Raw genomic sequence first — 18,980 nt, 5'->3', positions numbered from 1 at the left:
CGTTTTCGCGCCTCAGTTTAGGAGACCCGGCAAGAAAAGAGCGACCGGCGGCACGAAGGTAACAACGAAGACCATCGGCAGGTGACCCAACAGCAGGAACTTCAAGGTCGGGCCGACATAGGTTGACAGGGGTTGTCGTGTGACGCCCCCGGCCATGTAAAGCAGCGGTGCACAGGGCGGAGAGATGTTGCCCAATCCCAGGTTTGTACCGACAATGGCAGCGAAATGGATCGGATCCAAACCAATCTTCTGCGTTACCGGCAGCAGGATAATCGCAGCCAGAACGCCACCCGAAACGTCGTCGATGATCATGCCCATGATCAGCAACAGCAGATTGATCAACAACAGGATGACAATCTTGTTTTCCGATATGGTCAGCAACAGATCGGCAAACTGTGTCGGCACCTTGGCCAAAACCATACCGCGGCTCATGACGAACAGGAAAAACAGAACCATCAGGATCGCGCCAGTCAGACGTGCGGCTTCGACTGTTGAGGCAAACAGTTTGTCGAACGGCAGCGTACGGTAGATCAACAGACCAACGGCCAGAGTATAAACCAGCGCCATCGACCCTGCTTCGGTCGGAGTGGCGATGCCGCTGTAGATGCCACCCAAAATGATCACCGGCATGATGATCGCAAGGCTTGCACGTTTACCGGTTTGGCCGATTTCTTTCACGGTGCCCGAGAACGACAGTTTTTCAGCGACCGTGATCGTCGTGTTGTTGCGCAGAAACCAGAAGTTCAACGCGCAATAGGTCGCGGCAAGCAGGATCCCGGGGCCCATGGTTGCAAGAAAACACTTGGCCACTGACTCGCGGATCGCAATCGCGAAGACAATCATTGGAATGCTGGGTGGGATCATCAGAGCCAGAACAGAAGAAACAGCCACTAGCGCAGTTGCATGGCCCGGCGGATACCCTTCCTTGATCATGCGCGGGACCATGATTTTCCCGATGGCCGCAATCGCAGCAGAGGCCGATCCCGAAATCGCGCCAAACAACGCACAAGTCACAACAGTAACTGCGCCAAGCCCGCCCTTGGTGCGTCCGACGAAGGAATTAACGAAATCCAGGAGTCGCTCGGATATCCCCGAAGCGCCCATCAGGGTGCCCGACAGGATAAACAGCGGAATGGCAAGAAGCGAGAAGGCACTGACCTGCGAATAGCCGAACCCGGCATGAAACGAGATGTCTGTGCCCTGTAAAGTGCCAAAGACAAGCGCACCGATGCCGAAGGCAAAGCCGACGGGTACTTCGATCAGCAGCAGGACAATGACAATTGCGATGGCGACGAAAAACAGCGTCATGTCATTCTCCCCCTTTCCCGGTGATCAGGGCGCGGGCTTCGAGGAAAATCTGCAGCAGCATGTAGAAACCCATCAGCACGAAGCCGAAGACCATGCTGAGATCCCACATGTATTTTGGGAATTTCATGTACGAGCTTTTGCGGTTCAGGTCGATGTTGAACTGCGCAAAATCCCAAGCGTATTTGGCAAAAACGACCAGTGCGACCAGGCAGAGGATCGACCCGAACAAACGGAAGGCAAGCAATGTCTTTCGATTTTGAAAGACCAGCGACATCACTCCACCTTCGATATGGTCACGCTCGCGCGAGCAATACGCCATTCCGATGAAGTAGATCCACAAGGCCATCATCGGTGCCAGCTCTTCGATACCAAGGAACGGAGACGAAATGACATATCGCATGAAAACCTGCGCGGCCATGACCAGGCCAAGGGCAAGCATTGCGACAAACATGATGACTCGCATCAGCCACGCAACTTTGGCCTCCAGCGCGTACGGGCCATCCAGGCCGCGATAGACAGGCAGAACGCGATCCTCTGCCGCAGGCACCGGTATGATCGGTGAAGGCACCAGAACATCGTCCAGACTGTCCGTGTGCAAGATATCCTTGGTCATTTTCCCTCCCATCCCCAAAAGGAAACACGCGCAAAGCTTGGTTTGCGCGTGTTCGTAAGTGGCGCTATTCCACGCCGGTCGCCTGCTTGATGGCACCCATCACTTCTGTGCCGATGATCTCCTCCATGTAGGGGTATTCGACGGCGACAACCTTTGAGCGGTAGGCATCCAGCTGCTCGGGGGTCAGTTCAACGACTTCAATCCCGGCCGCTTCGATCTGCTCGAACCACTTGGGGCTTTCGGACTCGGCGTTTTCCCACGCCCAAGTAACAGCCTCGTTGGCCGCCTCTTTCACCCAGCCTTGCTGCTCCGCTGTTAGGCCATCAAACCAAGCTTTGTGGGCAGTCCAGAAGGTGTGTTCAAAGTTCTCGCGCGTGAAGACGTAGGCGCTCAGCACGTCCTTGAACAACAGAACTTCGGATGGCGGCGAGTAAGCCCGACCGTCAATGGCGCCGGTCTGCAATGCTGTATGCACCTCGGAGAATGCCATCGGAACGGCCGAAAAGCCGGTTGCTTTGTACCGCTCGATCGCCATGGGCATACCCGGAACGCGCATCTTGAAACCTTCGGCATCGGCCGGGAAGTTCACTGGGACGTCAACGCCTTTGCGCACAACGAAACCCGTGAAGTCGGTCGGGATCGTACCCAGCAACTCCATACCCAAGTCGTTCATTATGCCGTTGTAGACTTCGTTCATCGTCGAACCAGGACCGTAGACTTCCTTGCCCGACTCCCAGTCGTTGGCGACATAGCCCAGAACGGACACGTCCCAGCGCGGATCAAGCTCGGAATGGTTCCACGACATGGTCATCTGAACAGCGCCTTGAGCGACCTGCTCAACGATCGATGTCCAATCACCCAGATCACCACCGGGGTGATAAGAAACCGACATGGTTCCACCAGAAAGCTCGTCCAGCCGTTCGATGAACTGTTCGGATACTTTGTGGAAGATGTGTTCCTGATCCATGACGTGGCCCAGGATGATGTCCTGAGCCGATGCACTAGACGCGGTGAACCCGGCAAAGCCGAGTGCGACAGCCCCAGTTTTCAGAAATTTTGACACCTGCATTTACGAAGGTACCTCCCTTTGATCGAATCTCGGCCTGTGCTTGAGGAACCCCAATCAGGCTGGCGGGACAGTTGACCTGTATACAGCTTAATGTCAATGATCAATTTTAGTCGCTATTTTCACACAAAAATGAAGTAGGTGCATGCAGGCTATGAGAGGTGATCCAGGATCCATGTTCGATGAGGCCGCCACAAACGGGCAAAAATAGGTTTCGTCCTACTCGCGACCGAGCAGACAATCGAAGACGATATGATGGAACTGATACCAGAAGGCGTCGGTGCACATTTCACCCGGGTGGCCATTCCAGACAGCATCACAGTTGACAGTCTGACCGCAGTCGGGGCTGACCTGGCACGCGCTGCGTCAACCCTGTTGCCAGATGGTAGTCTGGATGTGATCAGCTATGCCTGCACGTCCGGCAGTTTGGTCCTGGGCGAAGAAAACGTATTTCGCAAACTGCGCAAAGGCGCACCCAACGCGATCGCGACCTCTTTGATCACCTCCGCCATTCGCGCTCTCAAAACACTTGCGGTAGAAAAGATCGCGGTGTGCACACCCTATTTGGAAGAAGTAAATCTGAGAGAAAAACAATATCTTGAAAATCAAGGGTTCCATGTCACTGATATACTCGGCCTGAATCTGGAAAAAGACAGCGACATGATCCGTGTGCGCCCGGACGTGATCGAACAGTTGGCCCATTCGGTCGATTCCGGGGCGGCCGATGCCGTGTTTATTAGCTGCGGTGCGTTGCGGTCACTCGAAGTCATTGAACGGCTCGAAGACGCCCTGAACAAACCCGTAATTTGTTCCAATCAAGCCATGGCATGCGATGTCTTGCGTAAAGCGGGTGTTGATGACCAAATTGCTGGGTACGGTCGGTTGTTGAGAGACTACTGATTGGTAGTCTAAGACAGCAAATAGCACCCAGAGGGATCAGAACCGTGACTATCGCAGATTCAGGAATTGCGGCGCCCTCAAAGGCAACCGTAGACGAGATCCAAGAACAAGTCTTGGAGCGCATCTGCTTCGCGCACTACCCTCCAGGCACGCAACTGAAAGAGGCTGCGCTTGCCAAAGAATTCGGAGTCAGCAGAACCCCCGTCAGAGATGCCATCGCGCGCATCGGGCATCTTGGATTGGTAGAGACGCGCAATGGTGTCGGCACCGTTGTCATCGAGCTTTCAGCAGAACGTGTCCGCCATCTCTACGAAATGAGGATGGAGCTTGCACAGTTAATCGGAACCTTGTCGCCGATCACTGTCACAGAATATCACCGCGAAGAAGCGCGTTCGATCCATGAAAAAGCCGTCGTACTGCGCGAGCAACTGGACTCTCAGGAATACGTAAAACTGAACCAGCGACTACAGACCCTGATCACATCTCTGATCGGAAACCACTCTCTGCGCGAATTCTGGAACCAGGCATATTTCCAGTCGTCCAGCGTCTGGCATCGCATGGAACAGATTGTTGGCGTAGTTGCCTACGATTCATTGGTGCGAGAGACCTCTGACTTGGCCAAAGCACTGGAGCGTGAAGACATCGCCGCCGTCGGATTTCTGCAGAGAGTCTACATCGGATATGCTTTTCAACTGATTGAGACACATCTTTTGAAGCGACAAGAAGAATGTGAGTTTTGAGTCGATTGCTCAATGCTCGTTGGAATTTTCTTAGAACTTCAGAAAAATTGGTTTCGGCAGATCACCTGACCTTTCCCATTGGCACAACCGCATTCTGGTTAGATTTCGAACCATTGGGAGCAAACGCTTCTGTTCGCCAAAAATTGTACGTTGGACATGACGGAGATAGAAACATCTCAGCGCGGGTGTTTTGTGAAGCGACTTTCAGTAGAGTCGCACGCTACCTTGCGCATCTCGTCAGCCCCTCCGAAAGCGACAGTTGATCATACGCGCGCAAAATGTTTGGGAGCTCCCTTTTCGGGCATTGCAATTTCTTATGGGATGTCAGCCTAGAACCTCAGCGCAATTTCTATCACTCTGACGGCCTTGCAAGTAGGTTACAGCCAAGTCTTCTAATGACGACACGCAATCCTCGGTTATGCGTTCATCCCTTCAATCATCGTTGTTTTCATTGACACATTGCCTTGCATGCGATCCGCTGAGCTACGTCATCTGTTTTAACGCAAGGATTTGAAGTCATGCCAGAATCGCTCAATCTGCATAAATTTGAAAACCTAAGTCCTTTCCAAATTAAAGACGAACTTATCAAGTTGGCGCAAAAAGAAGCGCGGCAGATGGCTTTGCCATACCTAAATGCCGGTCGAGGGAACCCAAACTGGATCGCCACCAAAGCACGGGAGGCATTTTTCCTTTTGGGGCAGTTCGCCATGACAGAAGCTCAGCGCCATCGGAATGAGCCGGAGGTCGGTCTGGCTGGGATGCCGCAAGGGCCAGGCTGCTATGACCGACTAAAAAAGTATTGCGCCAAATCGGTTGAAGGAAACGGCCCTCCTGGTGCGGAGACTTTGGTGGCGGTCGTTGATTTTGCGATTGAGAAATTTGGATTTACGCCAGACGATTTCGTGCTTGAGTTGACCGATGGCATTGTCGGTGACCATTACCCGATGCCCGACCGTTGCATGGAGCACAACGAAGCGATTGTGCATGAATACGTTATGTGGGCTATGTGCGCTGGGCACCGACCGGATGCGAAGTTCGATATCTACGCGGTCGAGGGTGGAACCGCAGCGATGTGTTATATCTTCAAAGCGCTCAAGAACCAGAGATTGCTGAATGCCGGTGACACGATTGCGTTGGGTACACCGATTTTCACACCCTATCTGGAGATGCCGGTCCTTGAAGATTATGGGCTGAACACTGTGGATGTATCTTCGAAAGAAGAGGACCACTTCCAACTGAACGACGAAGATTTCGAAATTCTGTCGGACCCGAAAGTCAAAGCACTCTTTCTGGTTAACCCGGGCAATCCGTCTTCAGTCGCTATCAGCCCCGAGGTCTCAGCTCGGCTTGTCGAGTTCGTAAAGACCCGCCGCCCCGACCTGATCATTTTGACTGACGATGTTTACGGGACCTTCGTTCCAAACTTTCAATCGATCTTGGGGCATCTACCTGAGAACACCATCGGGGTTTATTCCTACTCCAAGTATTTTGGTTGCACAGGGTGGCGTTTAGGCGCGATTTTAGTGGCTGAGAATAACATCTTCGACAAGATGATTGCGGATGCTCCGGACGAAACCAAAGCCGTCGTCAACGCGCGCTACGAAACGCTGACGCCTGACCCATCCTCGTTCAAGTTCATCGACCGGATCGTCGCCGACAGCCGCGATGTTGCGCTGAACCACACTGCGGGTCTGTCGCTGCCACAACAGGTGATGATGACCTTGTTTTCACTGGTCGAGCTTATGGACGAAGAGAAGGCCTATCAGAAATTCTGCTGGGGTATTCTGAAACATCGCTTTGACGAGTTGGTCGACGGGATGGGTATAGAGGTTCCCGACAACCCGCTGTTCGACAAATACTACGGTATTATCGACTTTGAGTTCTGGCTTCGCAAATACGTGGGCGAAGAGGTGGTCGAGTGGATAAAGGAGAACGTTCACCCGCTGGATATTTCCTTCAAACTGGCGCAGGACCACGGGATCGTGCTGCTCAATGGATCGGGCTTTGACGCGCCCAACTGGTCGGCGCGGGTATCGTTCGCCAATTTGGATGATAGTGCTTACCGCCAGATCGGAAGAGCGGTGCGCGCAGTGGCCACTGGCTACGTGCAGGCCTATCGTGCCTCGAAAGGACTGCCTTTGCACGGTTAAGATCCAGTAACAGCGTAGAGCAACGGATCAGCATGATGACTGACACACATGCTGATCTCGACCTTCCGAGCTAGGATCCCGGTTGTCGCGCCCGCTTCCGACCTGAATTACGGCACAAAAGCCACAACAAACGGTCCCCAGAGTGTCAGGAAGATATTGGCCACGGCATAGGTCATGGTGAAGGCGGGCGTGGGTGTCGAGTTCCCGGCTTTTTCCAAGAGTGTCGCAAAACCGGGATTGCCCGAGCGTGATCCGGTCACAACCGCACAGGCCTCAACCGGGTTCTTGATACGCAGGGCGAAGTAGTTGATCGGGAACTGCACGATCATGGGCATCAATGTAACCACAACACCCAAAAGCAGAAGTATGATCCCATATTCCTGAATTGCCTCTAATGCAGGTTTGCCTGCGTTGAGGCCAACGACACCAACAAACACAGCCAACCCGAAACTCTGAAGGAAATTAGCAGCTCCACGATTAATACCGCCGATCTTGGGCTGACGGATGCGCAAATAGCCGATGATCAATCCTGTAACCAGGCAACCGAGGCCAGACCCCAATGCCACCTTCGTTCCTGCGATGACAAAACTGATCTCTCCGATCAGATAGCCGATGGCCACGCCGATCCCCAATGCAATGAAATTGGTGACCGAGGCCGAAGGCGGTACATAGCCCGCAACTTTGGCAACTCGGTTCAAGTCGTCCTTGTGACCGACAATACTGATCTCGTCACCTGCGTGGATCTCAGTATTGTGCAGGACTGGGACATCATGGCCCATGCGAGTGATCTTTGAGATATGAACACCGCGCCTTTGATCTGCCGTCAGAGCTTCGCGCAGTTCTGCCAAGGTTTTACCGGTCAGTTTGCGGTTGGTGACCACGACGTTGCGACGTTCCTCCACAACAGTCAGTTCAGGGGGATACTCTCCGATTTCGCCACTGGCGCTCCCCTCGAACTGGGTCAAAGTCGCGACGAGGCCGGAGACGACCACCGTGTCTCCGGCATTGACTATCGTTTCGGGGGTCGGATCTACAGGAGCGCCATTGTGGAGCAATCGTTCTACGATCAGATCGCCATCATAGCCGCTTTCGATGTCCTTGACGGACTTTCCGGCAATGCTTGCATCGGCATTTACTTGATAGGCGCGGGCGTCAAACCGATTCATGGGAAGGAACTCACCTTCCTCTAGTTTGGGACCACCGCCGCCGAGTTTCTGAGCCAACTTAATTGCTTCTTGCCGCAGATCGACACGCATGATGATGGGAATGATGCTAACTGCCAATATCGGGCCTATTGAGCCGAAGATGTAAGTAACCGAGTATCCTACGGCGATGTTGGTTTTCAGTTTTTCCGCCTCATCAGCGGCGAGCCCAAGCAGATCGATGGCGTTCCCAGCGGTGCCAATGATTGCAGATTGTGTCAGGCCACCAGCGGCCAACCCCGCGGCCAGCCCTTTGTCCAAGCCCGCCAGCCGAGCAACAACAATAACAAAAAACAACCCCCAGAGGGTCATCATAAACGCGGCCAGTAGCTTGGTCAGCGCAGTTCGGTTCAAGGCCGCAAAAAACTGAGGCCCCCCATTGTAACCGACCATGAATATAAAGAGGGAAAAGAATACATTCTGAACATCGGTACTAAGGTTGATCCCACCGATCTGGCCAATGAAGACGGCCACCAACAAAGTGCCAGCGATGCCCCCCAATTCGAACTTGCCGACCCGAAACTTTCCGACGCCGTATCCAAGACCCAGACAAAGAAACAATGCCATGATCGGGAAGGCGCGAAGCTGTTCTGTAATCAATTCCATTGTGAAATCTCCCGGGTGCTAACGCTGGTCCGTTAGCCTCAAGATACAGCGCCTTACTGTATTGAAAACAAAAATATTTAGACAACCGACTTCGTGCGGACTCTATGAAACCAATCGGAACAGTTTCTCTTAATGTTCGGGTTAACTTGAGATCAAAAAAATTAAAATGTAGGTCACGCGATTCATTCTTTGCCTTTTGAGGAAAGAGCCTTTGCCATTTCGATGGATTCCTACGCTCTCTTCGACCATTTTCAGATATTCACCTAACAGCACTTGCAGCCAAAGTGACCGTTCCAATCAGCCCACTCCTGATCCCCATGAACGGGGCTCTCGGAACTGTCCATATCCGGTAAGATCCACTTGGGCTGTTGCACATCGTTCATTGCTTTAGTCCTCAGGCCGAGGAGGTCTGCTATGGCGGACAAATCGTGAGCCGAAGCAAGAATGCCCGTCTCAAAACGCGCCTATTGACTAGTTTAGGCCGCTAGGCCATCGACCGCGCGCCCTCCAACGATCTAGCGCTTCACCGGATCACGGGCCGGCAGGTTTGCATCGTCGACATCAGGGTTTCCCGCAAGACGCCCGAAGGTAGACTGGCAAAACAGAGCTACAAAAACATGAAACCCTTTCTTGTCGGTTCGGGTATCTCGCAACATCTGCCCCGCCAAATCATGCAGACCCAAAGTCTTATCCAGCTCCAGAAACAGAAACAAACCGCCATCGGAACTGATTCTGGAGCCATGGAATTCAAGACAAACGCGGTTATCAAAATCGAGCTGATAATCACCCACTAAAACCGCTCCAACATGCAGATCCCACATCGCAGCCTCCAAAGCGGCTCAACATGCTACAATATTTGACGAAAAGCAAGGACGGTGAAGCTAAATCACTCCATCATATGGGAAATATGGGTTTCAAGTCTCGCGCGATCGACTTTGGAGGCATGGCGCTTGTCCATGGGGATGCACTCAATCGAAACCACATTGGGAACGCCAAACCCAAGCGCAGAACGCTTCCAATCCTCGAGGTACTTTTGTGTTCCTTGGACGCAGAGTGTGGGGCCTACTTTCGTTGTGACAAAAGCGCATCGATCCACGCCCGGCCATTGCTGTGCAGCGACTTCGATCGCAAAAGGGAAAAGCGTACCTGAAGCGACTTCAATTTCGGATCCGATACGCCCCCAAAGCCACAAACGTCCGTCATCATCCAGTGTGCCCGCGTCACCAGTCCGGTGCCAAACAATGTCACCTTCCTTGATTTTGTTTTGTTGTGAGTGCCTCGGGTCCAAATACCCTTCATTCACATGTGCGCCGGCGACCTGAATCTCGTTGTCGCGAATGCGGAGCGTGATTTCAGGCACTGGGTCGCCGACGAGCAGCCCCATCCCAGAAGCCATGTCGCGGTGATTCTCTTCCGAGATGTCGGTGGCATCGAGATGCGCGATCGGTTCAGCCTCGGTCGAACCGTAGACGCACACAACCGACAGCCTGTACCGGCTTCTCAATGTCTCCACCAGGTTTGGAAACACCGGGCCCCCGCCGGTGAACACAGTATGCAACGGCCCCGTATACTCGGATCGAACTAGCTTTTCGCACAGTGATGGCGGGATCAGGGCCCGGGTTACTTTCTGCGCCTGAATCCACCGTTCCAACTGCGTAGGTGATAGGCGGTCCAGTTTGCTGAGCTTCCAATTGGGTAAAACACTTGTGCGCCCCGCCGCCAGATTGATCAGGGTGAACACCGGAAAGGCAATCAGGTCGCGCTCGGCCTTGTCGCTGTGGAGGAGGGGTGCGATGGCATCGTACTGTGCCATCAGAAACGCGTGCGAGCGGGGAATGGCTTTGGGCTGACCTGTTGTGCCGGAGGTAAAGGAGATCAGGGCGATATCATCAGGTTGCACCTTGTGCACTGTCGGGGTGATGTGGCCTTCTCCGGGCGTGAGGACAGGAAGAGGCCAAAGGCTGGGAACCAGAAACTTCAGCAAGGAATACGCGCCCGCCGCGCAGAATGCTTTTGGTTTGGTGGTCCGAATGGCGTGGCACAGACCGGCCAGCCCCATGGCTGGCTCCGGCAAGACTACGGTGGCGCCAAGGGACCACAGGGCGGCCAGGCTGGCATAGAGGTCCGCGTTGACCGGCATGGCCAACAGCACACGATCCCCCGGTTGGATGCCCTTGCCCTGCCACCGACCCGCCAATTGCTGAACGCGTTTGTGTAGGGCCTGAAAACTGATCTGGCACCCCTTGCCGTCCACGATGGCAGTCCGGTCCGGAAACCGTTCAACCGCAGCGGCGAAATGGAACAACAGGTCAGCCATTCAGCTTGCGCCCAAGCAGGGTATAGCGCCGGAAGATCGTTGCGCCTTCGGCGGCGCTGCGGTCCGCCGAGGTGTTGTCATCATGGATCAGCGCATGAATTGCCGTGTCGTACCCCATGCTGAATGCCGTCTTGTGAAACCTGTGGGCCAGATGCCGCCCTGCCCCCGGTTCGAGACTGGCGTAGGTCTTAAGGATGGCGGATTTCGGATTGGGGCCTTCGGCATAGTTGGGAATGCCGAACAAAAACCCGGCCAGTGTTCCGTCGTTGCGGCGCGCAAATAGGATCAGGTCGCGCTTCATCATCGGCACCACCGGCAAATACATGGCCAGAAAATCCGCTTCAGATATCGGCTTGTAGAACGCGTTGTTTGAAAACGCCCGGGTTGAGAGTTCAAAGACCTGACGAAAGAGGGCTTCGGGGTCCGTTCCGTCCCAGGCCTCCACCACGAAGCTGCCGCTATCCGGCGGTGCGGTCGCAGCGGCGGCCTGCAGCGCTACACGGGCCGAGAAATACCGACTGATCTCTGCAAACCCCGCTAACCGGAACGCCTCGGGCTCATGCGGTTTGTTGCTGGGTTCCATCAGGAAAGGAGCGGACCCGTCGCTGTCCGAGACAAACCGGTAGCTGTGCCAGGTATCGCCCGACATCGGCCCAATAATGCGGTCGAGGCTCGCGTCTTGCACCCGCTCGATCCCCTCGCGCAGAATCTCGTCACCAGCCTCAGTCGTTTTGCAGGAAAAATCACCGAAAGTTGCGGTCGGCGCGCCCTCCCAGTTCGGGCCGTTCAGGTAGACAGTCAGTTTTGCGTCCGCTGTTTTTATGGTCTCTTTGGTCATGAACCAACTCCGGCAAAGACCCCTGCACCAAGTGATCCGGCAAGGAACCAAACGTAGTAAAACAAGGGCAGGGCGAGGGCCAACAACGTCAGCCTAAACACTCTGTCTTTTTCGAAACATTGTGGTCGGGCCAACGGCACTGCGGCTGTGCAAAGGAGTGAAAACAGGGCCAAAGCCGTCAGAGGCTCGGCCCAGTTCGACTGTTCGGAATTCTGGGAAACAACCCAAGCCCGTACGGCGAACAAAACAGCAGCAGCAAGCGGTATCGCGATTGGGCTGGAACGCAGCGCGACTGCAATATGCCCCATGGCCAGCCCCATCGCACTTAGCCCAAAAAAGGAAATCGCATCCCATCCCGTTGCATGTCCCATTGCAAGCCAACCAAATCCCAAAAGACCCAAGGCGGCTATGATGTCCAGATCGGGGAACTTGCTGTCACAAGGAGAAGCGGTGCGCGCCCACCCATGCGCAGCAAGAACTATGATCGGCAGCACCGTATTTTGCAATTTTGCGGCGGCCAGCAGTAAAAAAACCGCAACAACATAAACACGGGTCGCATGTTTGGTCAGGCCCAGCTTGGTTCCCACCACGCCGAAACTGGTAAGAGCAGCAAAGAACAGAGCAGCCAACAGGGCGAGTTCTGCCAAAGAGCTGTGGTAGTGGCCGTTCAGAAAAATCAACAAGCCAAGCGGTAGGAACAGGTTATCAAACCCGCGCCAACTTTGCGCTTCGACCAATGTGCCAAAACCCGCCACCATGAGGCACAACATCATGACGTTGGACGGTGGGAGGCTCGACATGAACAAGAAGCAGATGATCGCGACCAACAGCGTTACGACAAAAAACACGACTGAGCCTTCCAAGCTCTTGTCGCCATCCTCCACCACGTAGCGTTTGGTTCCATAGGTAGTTCCGGCCAGCGCCGCGGCGGCATCCGCCAGTGTCAGAACGGCGATTGGCAGGATGTAGAACAGTGTGTTTTCCCCTGCCAACAGGAAGCAAAGCCCGACCGACAAGGCGAGCAGAAAGTCACCGTAGGACGTACGCTCTACCCCATGCAGAGTCGCGCCCAGACCCGATGAAAAGCGCGGAAGGCGGAGTACCAGCATCACCAGTATTGTGGCTGCAATCAGCATGTAAACCGGCCAACGATCAGGAAAGAGCCAAGGTAAAAGCAGTGCAAAGAGGCCGGTACTGACATGCATAAGTTTGCGCTGTACTTCGGCACTCAACCCCGCCGTTTTGGCCAGATGCCGTATGACCATCATGACGCCGATCAAGGCGACCACGGACCCCGCCGCCAACAGGATCTGCCCAAGAACAGTCACGGCTGAACCTCTTCGACGACGAAATCGGAATAGAAGAATGCCATGTCGCGGGCTTTCTGCTGTGTTTCGATGTCGGTCAAGGTTGTGACGCGTTTTAAGTATTTAGTCGGAACCCGACGGGGTGCCATCATGTTCCAATAGACCAATCGGGCGTTTGGCTCAGCGGCAGTCAGGATAGAGCCGTAGACCTGAGGGAAGGTCTCGGGGGACATGTATTCAAAGATGTCGGACAGGTTGAAACCGTTGGCTTTCTCACCGGTTGATACAAAAGCCTCGAGCGATCCAAGGCGGATGTCCAGACGATCCAACCGGGATCGGATTGCCTCATAGTGCTCGGGCCGCCAGGCCATCGGCAGCGCGTCGCCGTGATTGCCTTTGAGAATCCAGTGCAAATAGGGGTTTTGCGAGGGATCAGTGGTGACCCCCGCATGACGGATGCGCCGGGCGACATGTTGGGCGGGGCTGCCCTCGACATGGTCGAAGAACGCACTGTCCCGACCCATGCGCCCCATGACGAAACGCGAGAAGAAGAGGTTCAGCAAAAGCCGCCATCGCACCGTATTGAACCGCGTGTCAAAAAATGTCTGGCGCTCTCTGGGCGAGCGGGGGACGAACACTGCGTCAATGGTGCGGCGAGAATGGACGAGCGGCAGCAGCCAGGTTCGAAAGATGCGAAAATAGCGCTCGAACTTGCCGACACCGCCGATACCATGTCTTTCAACCTCCGGGGTTAGCGTCTGCCAGAAGGCGCGCGTCTCAGCATCGGTGGCCTCTAAAACCCGGTTCAGCAGGGCACCCCGTCGCGTACTTGCGCGCGAACCTGTGAGTTCGATGAATTCGGGATGGGTCAGCACCTGATAAGCCGCGATCCGAAGCTTGAGGCACGCAATCTGCGCAGGTGACAGGTCCAGAACCACGACGCGCGCAGGATCGAGTGTCAGCATCGCAAGCGCATTGTCCCCGGCTGAGCAGATGGACACCAAGGTCTTGCCCGCGCACTCACCCAAGGCTGAGGTGAGGACATCTGCGTCCTCCCACAATTGGGCATAGCGGATATGATCGAAATCCGCTTTTGCCTCGATTTCACTGCTATCCATCGCATCGCTCCACTGCGCCGCTTGCGCCGTCTACACGGATCATCTCGCCATCTACGATCCAGTTCGTGGCGCCTTTCAGGCCAACCACGCAAGGGATGCCCAATTCGCGCGCGACGATGGCTGAATGAGACAACAGCGACCCTCGTTCAACGACGATGGCGGAGGCGTTCGAGAATACAGCAATCCAGCCTGGGTCGGTGTGGCGGGCGACCAGAATGTCTCCGGGGTTCAGGGCTTCGGTGCGCGGGTCACGGATCACACGCGCGCGCGCTTTGATCTGTCCTGCGGAACAACCCGTGCCGTGCTTCACGCGTGCCGTATCTGCCTCGGCTTCCACATCTTTGGACCAGATCGGTGCGATAGCGGGACCACGGATTTCGATACGCTCGGGCGGGTCGGGGCGTCGGGAGGAGGCGTCATCCTCGCGTTTGCGCCGCGCAACGATGCCTTTCAGGTCGGGTGATAAGCTGTAGCCCTCAACCGCTCCGAGAACTTCTTGAGTTGTCAGGAAGAATACATCCTTTGGTGATGAAAGCAGATCACGGGCAGCGAATTCCCGGCCGATGCCTAAAAACACACGCCGGGCATAGCCGAAGATACGCGTGCGCTCAAAGCGCAGGTTTTCCCGGTCGCGCACGCGCGCCTTGGTCCAGCTCAAAATCCATTTGGCCAATTGCCGTTTGAAGGGGTTTGACGGAAACAGCGCCTTCCAGTCCGGCTCAGTACCTTCCTGACGCCCAGTCGTGGGACGTTCGGCGCTGGCTGCAATCGCCAGCAGCAGGCTGGTGGGGTCGTCGCGCAGCGGAACGCTTTCCAGTTTGAGTTCCTCCGTACACCGGTCTCCGAACTTCTCAAGATAGGCATCAACCTCGGCTTCAATCTGGGGGTGCCCGGACAAAACCGACAGATGCGCATTGGTTTTTATCGGCTCAGCAAGACCTGCCTGCCGGACCAGTTCTCCCATCCGGGCAATGCGTTGCGCGGGTTCCGCTGAAACGATATCGCCTTGCCCGATCATGATGTCATTGTGCAGGGTCAACCCGTCCTCGCCCAGCCACTTTTGCAGTAGGTTGCGCGAGCCGCCAAAGGCAATCATGCACAGGAAATCGTTTATCAGCGGCGCATCCCACCGATCCAGCAGGGTGCTTTCAATGCGACGATACTCGGCGGCCAGTTTGGTCGCATTCGAGGCATCTACATCCACCCCCGCCCGCAGGATGTCGTTCAACCTGCGATAAAAATCACGCCGGGTCCGTGGCAGTCGGATGGCTTGCCAGATCAGACCGCCCGCAACTTTTGCCAGTTTCGCGTACTCCACAAGCTTGCGCCAGCCAGTGGTGGGCGGCGGGGCAAGAGCATCCGTAACTTCTCGTGGCATCGGTTCAGAAACGCCCATCATCGTTTCCATGTAGTCGCGGTTCAACGAAAACCCGGGCAGAAGCGCCAGCGCGCGATACCAGTTGATCAGATTGTAGTAGGCGCGCCCGTCCACCCGGCCCAGCAAGTTGTCAAACACGGTTGGATTCCGGGCAACCGTGTACCGAGACACGCCCAAAAGCCTGACGAAAGCGCGATAAACCTGAGAATACACATGCAGGGCAAAGGAATAAGTCAGCGGGCTGACGATCCCCGGATAGCTTTCGACGATATTGGAATTGTCGAAAATGGTCAGGGTCTGATCTGCAAGCGGCGCTGGGCGCAGAGTCGTGGTGATCGGCCGGGCCTGCAGAATATGCAGCCCCTGGGTATCCATGGCCCATTCAATGTCCTGAGGGGAACCGAACAGCGCCTCGGCCCTTCGGGCGAGGGCCGCGATGGATTGAGCCTCGGGCAGGTTCAAATGCGCGGTCATGTCCGGAGTGTTTTCTGGTGTGCCATCCAAACCAATGACCCAGTCTTCTCCGTCCGCTTCGCCTGATACAAGCTGCTCTGCAAGCCCATCAATGGCCGAGATCACGACCACATTGCGCCGACCACTGACCGGGTCGGCGGAAAAGGCGACACCGGCCGCTTTGGCATCAATCATGCATTGCACGATGATCGCAGGGGCTTCGGCCTCGCCGCCGGATTTGACCGCCCGGTAAGTCTCAATAGTGGCTGAGAAACCGGATCGCCAGACCTGCTTGGCCGCTGCGATCACATCTTTGCCGGGGACGTTCAGGACCGTTTCGAACTGTCCCGCATGACTGTGGTCCACACCATCTTCGGACCTGCCAGAGCTCCGCACCGCGTAAGGTCCGGGTCCGAGTGTTTCGAGCGCGGCGGTCACAGCCGATTTCAGGCCCTTTTGCGCGATGGGTCCTGATTGCCCCATGCGAAATGCATCATTGAGGATGACAAAGAACGCGGGCGGGGAAAACCCGTGCAGCGCAAGATGCGAAAGGGCCGCCGCTTTCCCTCCGACAACCGAGACATCGGTGGCGTCCGTTTGGGAAACGATGAAACTCATGCAACGGCTCCGATGAGGAAGGGTAGAAAACCAGCCGCAGCATAGCAGAAGAACACCCATAGGCCGGATACTGTGTCCATCCTGTTTTGGGCTTTTGCGGTGGGTGTCTGAGTGTAGCGGAGGGCGGCAATTCCGCAGGGCACAAGTGCCAGCGCGCCGATCAGGGCGGTTAGCCAGCCGACTCCGGTGGCGCTGCCTGTGCCGACAAGGAGAGCGTAGGAAACCAGGACGCAGCCGATCCAGATACGCCCCGCCAAACGAGGCCCCCAAAGGCCGGAATAGGTATCGACCCCGGCGATTTCGTTTTCCGGCGCCCACAGCTTGCGCCCGATCTCAAGGACGCAGCCATTCACAAAGGACAGTGCCAGAAATAGCCAAAGCGAGGGCGCTGCCCCGCCTGCTGGCAACCATTCGAGGCCGGTCAGTAACAAATCAATCAAGGGCATGATGGCCATATGGCTGAGCAGGTAAAGAACCGGTCGGGCCTTCAGCCAAACCGGAACGCCGAATTCAACCGTCATTGCTGCGAGCCAGATCCAGACCGCACCCAACAGCCACAAAACGGGAGGGTGCCAGAACCATGCCGCAGCAAGCGCCAGTAGGATCGTCAACAATCCCAGGCTCAGGATTTCGCCTGGTGAGACCAATCCGCGTGGGATTGGCCTGTCCGGCCTGTACCGCCGGTCATCCTCGGCGTCCTTGAACTCATCGCAGACCCGCATCTGGAAGAACAACGCCATGGCCAGCACAAAACCGGCGGCAAAGGCGGGCCACTCGGGCAGGGGGCGGTCGGCCAGACGAGCGGACACGCAGATGCTGGCCGAGGAAAACACCAGCAGCAGAGGGATGGTTTTCTTCAGCGGAAAACGCTCGGACTGGTAAATCCAGAATCGGTTCTGAATGCTCATCTGTGGCGGGCCAGGCTTTCATGGGCGCGGGTGAAATGGCCTGCAGCTATTGCGGCGACAATGGAGATTTCACCGCAGAGGCATGTGGCTGCGGCCACCTCGGCCAAAGCTGTGCCATTTCCGTTGCCTCTGAGGCCAAGTATGTTCAGCGCCGCTGTCTGGCTGGGCAAACCGGTCCCGCCACCGACCGAGCCGACAAGGATGTTAGGAAGTGTCACCGAGCAGAACAGATCGTCGCCTCTAGGTTCCATGCGCGTGACGCCCATTGCGCTTTCGGCAACGCAGGCCGCGTCCTGTCCGGTTGCGATATAGAACGCCGCCAGCCCGTTGGCATAATGTGCCTGCGCGCCGAATTGGCCCGACAAATGCGCCCCCAAATTGGCGACACGGCCATAGTCCAGCATCGCCTCGACCGTGGTTCCCAGCGTCTTCTCGACAATCTCAGCAGGAAGCGTGACCGAAGCGCTGACCTTCCGCCCGCGCCCCGTCACCAACCCTAAAGCCGAGGCCTTTTTGTCGCCCGAGAAATTACCTTCGACATACCAGTTTTCAATCGCGACAGGGCAGCTATCTGCGATGGCATGGCACAAAGCGTCGGTGGCGATGGTAACCATGTTCTGACCCGCCGCATCCCCTGTGGTATATCGGCAAATCAGGAAAACGACGTTGGTGTCAATGAACGGCTCCAGTGAGACAAGCTTGCCATGACGGGTCGTCGCTTCAGCCGCAGATTTGAGCATATCGATATTTGTCACCACCCAATCAACGAATTGCCCAGCCTTTAGCAGGCTCTCAAATACAAAGGCTGGTGTACGGAGCACACCTTCGTAAAGAACGGCAGTGCTGACGCCGCCCGAACGGGTGGCGGCGTAAGCGCCCCGGGCGTAAGACGCGACCAGCGCGGCCTCGGTGGTGGCGAGGGGGACGTGAAAATCCCCGTTTGCGTTCATCCCGTTTAAGCGCAAGGGGCCAATAACTCCGACAGGCAGCTTAACTGTCCCAACGAAGTTCTCGATATTGGCCCCGTAGATTTCGGCGTTTTCGATGGTCGCCGGATCTGCAATCTGTGCTTGATCCTCAGCGCTGGCTGTGGGTTTCAATTTGCCCCAAAAGCGTTCGACCATCTCTTTGGTCGGCTTGCGGGAGGGGCGCAGTGTTGAAAACTCCGCGTCACTTGGCGCCATCTGCTGGGGTATCTGATCGGCGTCAAATCGCGCTTTAATGCGTTGAAGCATTTCCCGAACGTGAAAAGGAATGACCAAAAGTGTGCTCCAATAGACTTTTCGTACATATGTTGTGCAGCTAAAAACCGATGCGAGGGCAAGGTATCAGTCGCGGGATCGAAATCCAGCCAAATGTTCGCTGATCATGTGTTTGATTCAAAGGGGTCTCGCATTCGTCAAAGAGCCCGAAGGATAAGTCTGTCAGAGGAAAGGGGGAGCAAGCCTTCTCCTCGAT

The 18,980-nt window shown here is 55.7% G+C and carries 15 protein-coding genes; 3 read left to right on the top strand and 12 right to left on the bottom strand.

From position 1 onward, the window contains the following. Nucleotides 1-12: 12 nt before the first annotated feature. The 3 genes from ACR3FB_RS01305 to dctP form a co-directional block, all read right to left on the bottom strand. On the bottom strand, nucleotides 13-1,308 hold the full coding sequence (locus tag ACR3FB_RS01305) for a TRAP transporter large permease (RefSeq protein ID WP_480563510.1): 1,296 nt from the start codon (nucleotides 1,306-1,308) through the stop codon (nucleotides 13-15). A 1-nt stretch (nucleotide 1,309) separates the two neighbouring features. Then, nucleotides 1,310-1,921 carry a TRAP transporter small permease gene (locus ACR3FB_RS01300; RefSeq protein WP_480563508.1) on the bottom strand — a complete coding sequence of 204 codons (612 nt, stop codon included), beginning with the start codon at nucleotides 1,919-1,921 and terminating at the stop codon, nucleotides 1,310-1,312. A gap of 64 nt (nucleotides 1,922-1,985) precedes the next feature. After that, the gene (dctP, locus tag ACR3FB_RS01295) at nucleotides 1,986-2,990 is read right to left on the bottom strand and encodes a TRAP transporter substrate-binding protein DctP (protein WP_480563506.1); all 1,005 of its coding nucleotides are present in this window, start codon (nucleotides 2,988-2,990) and stop codon (nucleotides 1,986-1,988) included. A 294-nt stretch (nucleotides 2,991-3,284) separates the two neighbouring features. Here dctP and ACR3FB_RS01290 point away from each other — a divergent pair, with 294 nt between their 5' ends. From ACR3FB_RS01290 to ACR3FB_RS01280, 3 genes are all read left to right on the top strand, one after another. Beyond that, a complete protein-coding gene (locus ACR3FB_RS01290) occupies nucleotides 3,285-3,887 on the top strand; it encodes a maleate cis-trans isomerase family protein (protein ID WP_480563504.1) in 603 nt (200 codons plus the stop codon). A 44-nt stretch (nucleotides 3,888-3,931) separates the two neighbouring features. Further along, nucleotides 3,932-4,627 (top strand): GntR family transcriptional regulator, encoded by a 696-nt coding sequence (locus ACR3FB_RS01285; RefSeq protein WP_480563501.1) that lies wholly within the window; start codon nucleotides 3,932-3,934, stop codon nucleotides 4,625-4,627. A 518-nt stretch (nucleotides 4,628-5,145) separates the two neighbouring features. Beyond that, on the top strand, nucleotides 5,146-6,777 hold the full coding sequence (locus tag ACR3FB_RS01280) for a bifunctional aspartate transaminase/aspartate 4-decarboxylase (RefSeq protein ID WP_480563499.1): 1,632 nt from the start codon (nucleotides 5,146-5,148) through the stop codon (nucleotides 6,775-6,777). A gap of 107 nt (nucleotides 6,778-6,884) precedes the next feature. Here ACR3FB_RS01280 and aspT read toward each other — a convergent pair whose 3' ends face one another. The 9 genes from aspT to ACR3FB_RS01235 form a co-directional block, all read right to left on the bottom strand. Next, complete coding sequence (aspT, locus tag ACR3FB_RS01275) at nucleotides 6,885-8,585, bottom strand: aspartate-alanine antiporter (protein WP_480563496.1); 1,701 nt, start codon at nucleotides 8,583-8,585, stop codon at nucleotides 6,885-6,887. 515 nt (nucleotides 8,586-9,100) lie between these two features. Next, nucleotides 9,101-9,406, bottom strand: coding sequence for a transposase (locus ACR3FB_RS01270; protein WP_425083677.1), 306 nt, complete (start codon nucleotides 9,404-9,406; stop codon nucleotides 9,101-9,103). Nucleotides 9,407-9,471: 65 nt separating this feature from the next. Then, complete coding sequence (locus ACR3FB_RS01265) at nucleotides 9,472-10,902, bottom strand: AMP-binding protein (RefSeq protein ID WP_480563494.1); 1,431 nt, start codon at nucleotides 10,900-10,902, stop codon at nucleotides 9,472-9,474. Next, nucleotides 10,895-11,740, bottom strand: coding sequence for a hypothetical protein (locus ACR3FB_RS01260; protein WP_480563492.1), 846 nt, complete (start codon nucleotides 11,738-11,740; stop codon nucleotides 10,895-10,897). The genes ACR3FB_RS01265 and ACR3FB_RS01260 overlap by 8 nt, the downstream gene beginning before the upstream one ends. Then, nucleotides 11,737-13,068, bottom strand: a complete 1,332-nt coding sequence (locus ACR3FB_RS01255) for a hypothetical protein (RefSeq protein WP_480563490.1) — start codon at nucleotides 13,066-13,068, stop codon at nucleotides 11,737-11,739. Before ACR3FB_RS01255 ends, ACR3FB_RS01260 begins: the two co-directional genes overlap by 4 nt. Further along, nucleotides 13,065-14,165 carry a BtaA family protein gene (locus tag ACR3FB_RS01250; protein WP_480563488.1) on the bottom strand — a complete coding sequence of 367 codons (1,101 nt, stop codon included), beginning with the start codon at nucleotides 14,163-14,165 and terminating at the stop codon, nucleotides 13,065-13,067. Before ACR3FB_RS01250 ends, ACR3FB_RS01255 begins: the two co-directional genes overlap by 4 nt. Continuing rightward, on the bottom strand, nucleotides 14,158-16,614 hold the full coding sequence (locus ACR3FB_RS01245; protein WP_480563486.1) for a PEP/pyruvate-binding domain-containing protein: 2,457 nt from the start codon (nucleotides 16,612-16,614) through the stop codon (nucleotides 14,158-14,160). Before ACR3FB_RS01245 ends, ACR3FB_RS01250 begins: the two co-directional genes overlap by 8 nt. Next, nucleotides 16,611-17,522 carry a UbiA family prenyltransferase gene (locus tag ACR3FB_RS01240; protein ID WP_480563484.1) on the bottom strand — a complete coding sequence of 304 codons (912 nt, stop codon included), beginning with the start codon at nucleotides 17,520-17,522 and terminating at the stop codon, nucleotides 16,611-16,613. Before ACR3FB_RS01240 ends, ACR3FB_RS01245 begins: the two co-directional genes overlap by 4 nt. Beyond that, nucleotides 17,519-18,757 carry a hydroxymethylglutaryl-CoA reductase gene (locus ACR3FB_RS01235; protein ID WP_480563482.1) on the bottom strand — a complete coding sequence of 413 codons (1,239 nt, stop codon included), beginning with the start codon at nucleotides 18,755-18,757 and terminating at the stop codon, nucleotides 17,519-17,521. The genes ACR3FB_RS01240 and ACR3FB_RS01235 overlap by 4 nt, the downstream gene beginning before the upstream one ends. Nucleotides 18,758-18,980: the final 223 nt, after the last annotated feature.

The sequence above is a fragment of the Ruegeria sp. AO1 genome, assembly GCF_056535985.1.
This window is presented reverse-complemented; position numbering and strand designations above follow the sequence as displayed.

What these genes read in the sequence shown, in the direction of transcription:
- ACR3FB_RS01305 (WP_480563510.1), bottom strand. Translation starts at nt 1,308, where the DNA reads ATGACGCTGTTTTTCGTCGCCATCGCAATTGTCATTGTCCTGCTGCTG.
- aspT (WP_480563496.1), bottom strand. Translation starts at nt 8,585, where the DNA reads ATGGAATTGATTACAGAACAGCTTCGCGCCTTCCCGATCATGGCATTG.
- ACR3FB_RS01265 (WP_480563494.1), bottom strand. Translation starts at nt 10,902, where the DNA reads ATGGCTGACCTGTTGTTCCATTTCGCCGCTGCGGTTGAACGGTTTCCG.
- dctP (WP_480563506.1), bottom strand. Translation starts at nt 2,990, where the DNA reads ATGCAGGTGTCAAAATTTCTGAAAACTGGGGCTGTCGCACTCGGCTTT.
- ACR3FB_RS01235 (WP_480563482.1), bottom strand. Translation starts at nt 18,757, where the DNA reads ATGCTTCAACGCATTAAAGCGCGATTTGACGCCGATCAGATACCCCAG.
- ACR3FB_RS01260 (WP_480563492.1), bottom strand. Translation starts at nt 11,740, where the DNA reads ATGACCAAAGAGACCATAAAAACAGCGGACGCAAAACTGACTGTCTAC.
- ACR3FB_RS01250 (WP_480563488.1), bottom strand. Translation starts at nt 14,165, where the DNA reads ATGGATAGCAGTGAAATCGAGGCAAAAGCGGATTTCGATCATATCCGC.
- ACR3FB_RS01300 (WP_480563508.1), bottom strand. Translation starts at nt 1,921, where the DNA reads ATGACCAAGGATATCTTGCACACGGACAGTCTGGACGATGTTCTGGTG.
- ACR3FB_RS01270 (WP_425083677.1), bottom strand. Translation starts at nt 9,406, where the DNA reads ATGTGGGATCTGCATGTTGGAGCGGTTTTAGTGGGTGATTATCAGCTC.
- ACR3FB_RS01245 (WP_480563486.1), bottom strand. Translation starts at nt 16,614, where the DNA reads ATGAGTTTCATCGTTTCCCAAACGGACGCCACCGATGTCTCGGTTGTC.
- ACR3FB_RS01280 (WP_480563499.1), top strand. Translation starts at nt 5,146, where the DNA reads ATGCCAGAATCGCTCAATCTGCATAAATTTGAAAACCTAAGTCCTTTC.
- ACR3FB_RS01240 (WP_480563484.1), bottom strand. Translation starts at nt 17,522, where the DNA reads ATGAGCATTCAGAACCGATTCTGGATTTACCAGTCCGAGCGTTTTCCG.